Origin of the sequence: Kitasatospora sp. NPDC059817, from assembly GCF_042731835.1 — a bacterium.
Lineage (GTDB): Bacteria > Actinomycetota > Actinomycetes > Streptomycetales > Streptomycetaceae > Kitasatospora.
In genome coordinates, this window is record NZ_JBHWIR010000402.1 from 1 (window position 1) to 1,999 (window position 1,999).

Sequence of the window (1,999 nt, forward strand, 5' to 3'; positions counted from 1 at the left end):
CAGCGCCACCCGGACCCTTTCAGCACTCAAACAAACCCGTTTGTTTGACGCCAACCGGCGAGGGAGCCCCCCGGAGATGCGGGGGGTTGGGGGGATTGAATGCTGGAATCCAACGGCCATCCGTTGGTGGGTTTGGGCAAAGCCCATAGTATAAAAATTTTTTACACTATAGTTTTTTGCTTGTCTGTTAAAAGAAAAGAACTTAGTGCTATGATAAAAATAAGTGCTTCTGGCTTGCCGGCTTTTGCGCTTAAAGAGAAAGGCGGACTGTAAAAACAGTCCGTCTTTTTTTATAGCTGTTTTAAGTGTTTAAAATGCCTTGTTTTACGGGTTTAAAAAGGGTTTATTTTTAAACACCAATCCCGTTCCTCCCGAACACTAATAGCATCAGAAAAACCGAGAGTCGTTCAACATTTAGGCAAGCTTCGCCTATAAGGGTCACGGCTTTTTACTTTGTTTCAACCCGTGACCCTTATAGGCTACGCAAGGAATAAAGACCACGAACGCACGATAGAAAGATGTGAGTGTGTGGGGAGGTTGTATGTGGGAGGAACGGGAGGTAGTGAGATAGTGAGATAGTGAAGTGTATAGGGTGAATATGTGATGGGAGTGATTAGGGAGAGAGGTCAATGTTAAGAGGGGAATGTGTGAGATGAGAGTTTTGGTGTGTAGGTAAGTAGATATTGTGTGTTTGGAAGTTTGTAGATGGTGAGGATGTGTCTGAGGGTGTTCAGATTCGTTTCTGAGGGGTTTTGGATTTAAAGTCGAATAAAAAGTCGTGATGATATTCAAAAGGCTGTAAAGGGCTGTAAATGGTTTTTTAAGGTGTTTGGATTTTGTGAAAAGAAATTTAGCAGTTTTTTGATTTTTGGATTGTAGAGGTCTCTTTTAGATATAACGAAAGGGCTATTTTTTTGCTCTTTTTTCATGGGTAAAAGCAGATTTATGAAAATTATCATGGTTTTCATAGAAAATTATAAAAATTTCGTTTTCGGCTTGCCGAAAATTTTTGATTCTGCGCCCGCAACTCCGATTTAATACCTTTTTCTGTGCTACCATTTACACAAAAAGTATTAAATTAGGGGAGGAGTTACTCGGAATGGAAGTTATTCCATCTGCGAATGTGGGGCTAAAGATAAATGAGTGGCACATGTACATAAATCGATTCGATGTTAGAAACGCTGAAAAGGTAAAAGCGGAAGTTGAACAGATGATTGATGTAATGGAAGAAAATCAAGATTTGCTTATATATTATCAGCTGATCGAGTTCAGACACCGTATGATGCTTGATTATTTGTTTCCAGCTGATCCCTCTAAAAAAATCAATAAAGGTGATTATTTAAAAAAGATTGAGGGGAAAGGTAAAAAACTGTCTGGAATGATGGAGTACTACACTTACTTTTTTAAAGGGATGTACGATTTTTCTGTTGGTGAGTACATAAGAGCCATTCAGTCATACAAAAAGGCTGAGAAGAAGCTTTCGAGGGTTTTGGATGAAATAGAGAAAGCTGAGTTTTATTTTAAAATGGCTGAGGTCTTTTACCATATGAAACAAACACATGTATCTATGTATTATGTGCAACAGGCATATGACATTTATAAAAAGCACGATACTTATAAAATTCATCGAATCAAGTGTCATTTTGTTATTGCCGGCAATTATGATGATTTGAGGACTCATGACAGAGCGCTTTCTCATATGAAAAAAGCTTTATTTTTGCTGGATAGTATGGAGGACCAATCTCCTTTAAAGGCAAAAGCTTTGTTGAATATGGGGAATAGTTATAACCAGATGGGAAGCCTTTTTTCGGCTGTACCTTATTATCACAAGGCTATAAAGGCAGCTAAAATAAGCGGAGCGAAGGAAATTACCCAGGCTTATTATGATTTAGCTCTGATTCATTTTAGGAACAATGAAAAGATTGAAGGACGCGGAGTATTTGGTAACGCAATGGAGGTAGCTGAAGAATTTAACGATAGTCTGTTTCAGGATTTATTT

General features: G+C 38.4%; 1 protein-coding gene. It reads left to right on the forward strand.

Translation table 11 applies throughout. The features are described from left to right. Positions 1 to 1,099: 1,099 nt before the first annotated feature. Positions 1,100 to 1,999, forward strand: a 900-nt coding sequence (locus ACFV61_RS35745; RefSeq protein WP_380496336.1) for an aspartate phosphatase, incomplete at its 3' end; no start/stop codon positions are given.